Source organism: Psychromonas antarctica (assembly GCF_022267535.1).
GTDB lineage: Bacteria > Pseudomonadota > Gammaproteobacteria > Enterobacterales > Psychromonadaceae > Psychromonas > Psychromonas antarctica.
Genome location: NZ_JAHNZV010000153.1, coordinates 1 through 5,074, shown reverse-complemented (window position 1 = coordinate 5,074; position 5,074 = coordinate 1). Strand labels below are relative to the sequence as shown.

The window sequence follows — 5,074 nt, the reverse complement described above, 5'->3', positions numbered from 1 at the left end:
TTTATATATAGAAGTTAAGTTTTAGTCTAAATAACCTGCACAGCGACGTGTATTTGGGTAATTAATATCAAAATAAATAGATGGAATTAAACGGCTAATTTTCTCAATCATGTAATAAAATAGTCATTTTATTGAATAAAACCCAGCATAGTATAAGTGATTTTTGCTTGGTATCCCCTGGATTTCAGAGCCCTGTCGGCAGAACTTAGTTATGCAATACGAATTACTGTTCTATTTTTGAAAGTACGATTTTAAGGTGCAAATATCAGAGGTGAGGCGGCAATGGCTCATTTCGCCGAGGCGTTTTTGAAAGTGTTGATTTACCTCTCCGACTTTAAGAGGTGCCGCTGCGATCGTTTGTGATGAAAAGTATCACAGTAGTTTAACCGTGTTTCCAATATTGATGAATGCTAAATTCTATGAGTAGCAACACGAGGGCCTGTTTACCTTTGCGATTTGTTCCTGCTGGCGGCTATTTTTATGTTCAACAAGGCGGAGGTAGTGTAGTCATTCGACATTAATGACAGATAACGATGTTGAATATAAAAATAGCCGCAGCCCCTCTGGTTGCACCTGCAAATCTCTCACTCTGCGTAGCTCACTGCTCATTTAGAATACTAAACCTCATTCTTCGCGCCTAGATTGAGGAACTTTTAGGATCAACGCAGCAAACTTCAAAGATAAACAAACCCTAAAAGCAATTGATTAAATAATAGCGAAATCACTAAGAAGCAGTGATCCAAAGAATCAACGCATCGGCTTCACTAATTGAAATGATCATATGCCCCATATTGGCATCGTAATAGACTGAATCACCTTCATTTAAATTAACAGGCTCATAAAACTCCGAAAAGAAAGTAATTTCACCGGACAAAACCAACAAAAACTCTTCGCCATCATGACGAACCCACTCAGAAAACTCAGCAAAATCACGAGCTCGGACCAATGATTTAAACGGCATCATTTTTTTATTAGTTAACTGCGTGGCTAACAACTCATGTTCATAAGTTGAAGTCGGGTGAGCTCTCCCCTGTTTATTACGAGTCACATCACGACGGCCAGTCGCACTGATTTGCTTCGGTGGCGCAAAAAGCTGAGGGATATCAATCTGCAAGCCATTAGTCAACTTTTGCATAACTTGAAATGTTGGTGAAATCTGTTCATTTTCAATTTTAGATAACGTTGAACGTGCCAACCCGGTTTTTTTACTCGATTCTTCAAGTGTTAAACCTAATGATTTACGAATCTCTTTTAAACGTTTGCCAAGTTTAATTGGCTCTATTTTATCTACCCCTTGATCGTAAGAAATCATCATCGATGGATAAACATCCTGCTGAATAACCTTTGTCATTACTGCTCTCTTTTATCAAGCCACATATAAATATCAGGATTGGAACCTCTTAAAACCCCAGACATTTAACTTACAGGAGAAAAAGTTTCCTTTTGGAAACTTTTTCTCAAAAACTATGGAATAATCCATATATCCCACATATAATAACCGAAATTCTTAATTTTTATCTAATAATTTACTTAAAAGTAACCATTAAAGAGAAGGATTAAACTGTTTTACATGGCATTAATATGCCTTTAAGAATAAATTCTACTATTGGAAACTTATTCGCCTGCAGTCGTATTAACAAATATGCTATCGATATATTTAGCAATGTTAAATCGATACTTATACACAATAAAGAAAAACTAAATTTAATGAGTGCCCGGATCTCGTTATGAGAAAGGGGCTAACAATATTTCACACTATGAATAAGTAAAGGATTAACCATGACAGACACATTGAAATTCGCTGATACGCATGAATGGGTACTCGATAACGGTGACGGCACTATTACTCTTGGCATATCTAACCAAGCACAACAATTTCTAGGTGATGTCGTCTTTGTTGATCTACCTGAAGTTGGCGATAGTACCGAAGCAGGTGAAACATTTTCTTTAGTCGAATCGGTAAAAGCGGCATCTGATATCTACGCGCCTGTAACCGGTGAAGTGATTGAAATTAACGAAGAGCTTGCCGATAGTCCAGAATTAATCAATGAATCCCCCTATTCAGCAGGCTGGATTGCTAAAATAAAACTGACTGATATCACTGAACTAGATAATCTTATCTCGAGTGAAGATTATCACGCAGCTAACGAAGAATAATTCGCCCTGTAAATAGAATGTGATGAATAAAGATAAAACCTAAGCTAAAAAGGAATGTTAGCTTGGTCATTTTTTGTATAATTTAAAGTATGGATTAATACAATCAATGCCTTACGAATATTTTTTCCGAGCTTAGGCAAAAAGTATAAATTAATAAAATTTTCTAAATTCGGCGCCTATACATCAAGCGCTTCAGTTTTTTCTAATGCCTACCGCTATTCCATCGGTACTTAACGTGCTGTAAATAAGTACAAATTATTCAGGAAAACCTCATGACCAATATGACTCTTCTCGATCTATTATCTGACAACAAAGAATTTGCTAGCCGCCACAACGGCCCAAGCGAAGCACAACAGAAAGTGATGCTAGATATTATTGGCGTACAAAGTCTTGAACTGCTAATTGAGCAAACGATACCTGCAGCAATCCGTCTACCTGTGGCAATGAAATTGGCTGAGCCACAAAGCGAAGCAGAGATGCTTGCTTCACTAAAAGAAATAGCAAACAAAAACGTAATAAACCGTAGTTTTATTGGCCAAGGCTATTACAACAACTTCACGCCTAATGTCGTATTACGTAATGTCTTAGAAAATCCAGGCTGGTATACCGCTTACACCCCCTATCAGCCAGAAATTTCTCAGGGTCGTTTAGAATCATTACTAAACTATCAGCAAATGGTCATGGATTTAACGGCAATGGAATTGGCCAATGCATCATTATTAGATGAAGCCACTGCGGCTGCTGAGTCGATGACATTATGTAAACGTGCCGGTAAAAGTAAAAGCATGGCCTTCTTCGTGGCCGATGACGTGCACCCGCAAACCATCGATGTAGTTCGCACCCGTGCGCAATTTATTGGCTATGATATTATTATCGGTCCAATTGACGAGATTGATAACCATGATCTGTTCGGAGCACTACTACAGTATCCAAGCACCACAGGCAATGTCCATGATCTCAGCTCGGTCATAGAAAAAGCACATGAAAAAAAGACGTTAATAGCTGTTGCCTCTGATTTATTAGCATTAACTATTCTAAAAGCGCCCGGTGAGATGGGGGCCGATGTTGTTGTGGGTAGCGCGCAACGCTTTGGTGTTCCGATGGGGTTTGGCGGACCACACGCTGGTTTCATGGCCACTAAAGATAAGTTCAAACGCACCATGCCCGGTCGCGTTATCGGCGTTTCGAAAGACAGTAAAGGTAAACCAGCTTTGCGCATGGCAATGCAAACACGCGAGCAACATATTCGTCGTGAAAAAGCCACTTCTAACATCTGTACTGCGCAAGCCCTATTAGCCAATATGGCTGCATTTTATGGGTTATATCATGGACCTGAAGGCCTATTAAAAATTGGCCGTCGTGTACATCATTACACCGCCATTTTAGCGGCTGCTTTAAAAAGTGAAGGCATCGCATTAGAAAACATTGCATTCTTTGATACCTTGACCATTAACACCAATGAGCATAGTAAAGCAATTTACCACCGCGCATTAGCCGAAGGCATGAACTTACGTCAGTTTCCAACTGCAGACAACATGCCAATGCAGCTTGGTATCAGCTTAGATGAAACTACGACAGCAAAAGATGTTGAAGATTTATTATTAGCGATCACAGGAAAAGAAGTCAGAATTAACGATTTCAGCGATACGATCGCACCGGATGAGTTTGCAGCGATTCCAACAGCATGTCGTCGCACAAGCAAATACTTGACACATCCTGTGTTTTCAGAGCACCACAGTGAAACGCAAATGATGCGTTATATGAAAAAACTAGAAAACAAAGATTACTCCTTAACACACGGGATGATCCCACTAGGCAGCTGTACCATGAAGTTAAATGCGGCCGCTGAAATGTTGCCAGTGACTTGGCCTGAATTTGGTCAAATGCATCCATTTGCACCAACAGAGCAAAGCTTTGGTTACCAAGAATTGGCTGAAAAACTCTCAACCATGTTATGTGAAATCACTGGTTACGATGGTATGTCTTTACAACCAAACTCAGGTGCACAAGGAGAATACGCAGGTCTGATTGCTATCCAACGCTACCATCAACATAATGGCGATACACATCGTAACGTTTGTTTAATCCCAAGCTCAGCACACGGTACTAATCCTGCGTCGGCGGCAATGGTATCAATGACAGTCGTGGTTGTTGGTTGTGATGAACTAGGTAATATCGACCATGCTGACTTAAAAGAAAAAATTGAAAAGCACCGTGAAAACTTATCTTGCATCATGATCACCTACCCTTCTACTCACGGGGTTTACGAAGAATCAATTCAAGAAGTCTGTGAATGGGTACATGAAGCAGGTGGTCAAGTTTACCTAGATGGTGCGAACATGAATGCACAAGTAGGGCTAACGACACCGGGTTTTATTGGATCGGACGTATCACACCTTAACTTACATAAAACATTCTGCATTCCTCACGGTGGTGGCGGCCCTGGCATGGGACCAATCGGTGTTAAATCTCACTTGATCCCATTCCTACCAGGACATATTGAAGTCACAGAGTCTGCCGATAGTAAACATTATGCAGTAGCAGCAGCAGAGCTAGGCTCAGCTTCTATTTTACCTATTTCATACGCATACATTGCCATGATGGGTGAACAAGGTTTAACCGACGCGACTAAACTAGCAATATTAAACGCTAACTATGTAATGGAGCGTTTACGTCCACACTATCCCGTTTTATTCAGAGGTAAACAAGGTCGTGTGGCACATGAATGTATTATCGATATTCGCCAGATAGAAGCCGCTTCGGGCATTTCTGCAGAAGATATTGCTAAACGTTTCCTGATTACCCACATTACTCAGCCAATATTGGATGAAAAGTAAACTATACTCATAACATACTCAAATTAGGAGTGTGAACATGAGTAAAAATAAAGTTCAACACCAGCATGGATACAGTTTGC

At 40.0% G+C, this 5,074-nt stretch carries 3 protein-coding genes; 2 read left to right on the top strand and 1 reads right to left on the bottom strand.

The genetic code is table 11. The features are described from left to right. Nucleotides 1-724: 724 nt before the first annotated feature. Nucleotides 725-1,351, bottom strand: a complete 627-nt coding sequence (locus KSO91_RS15950) for a helix-turn-helix domain-containing protein (RefSeq protein ID WP_238744021.1) — start codon at nt 1,349-1,351, stop codon at nt 725-727. A 428-nt stretch (nt 1,352-1,779) separates the two neighbouring features. On the opposite strand from KSO91_RS15950, the gene gcvH reads away from it, so the two are divergent. Next, nucleotides 1,780-2,157, top strand: coding sequence for a glycine cleavage system protein GcvH (gcvH, locus tag KSO91_RS15945; RefSeq protein WP_238744020.1), 378 nt, complete (start codon nt 1,780-1,782; stop codon nt 2,155-2,157). A 272-nt stretch (nt 2,158-2,429) separates the two neighbouring features. Continuing rightward, nucleotides 2,430-4,994: an aminomethyl-transferring glycine dehydrogenase gene (gene gcvP, locus KSO91_RS15940; protein ID WP_238744019.1), complete on the top strand. Its 2,565-nt coding sequence runs from the start codon at nt 2,430-2,432 to the stop codon at nt 4,992-4,994. The last annotated feature ends 80 nt before the right edge of the window (nt 4,995-5,074 follow it).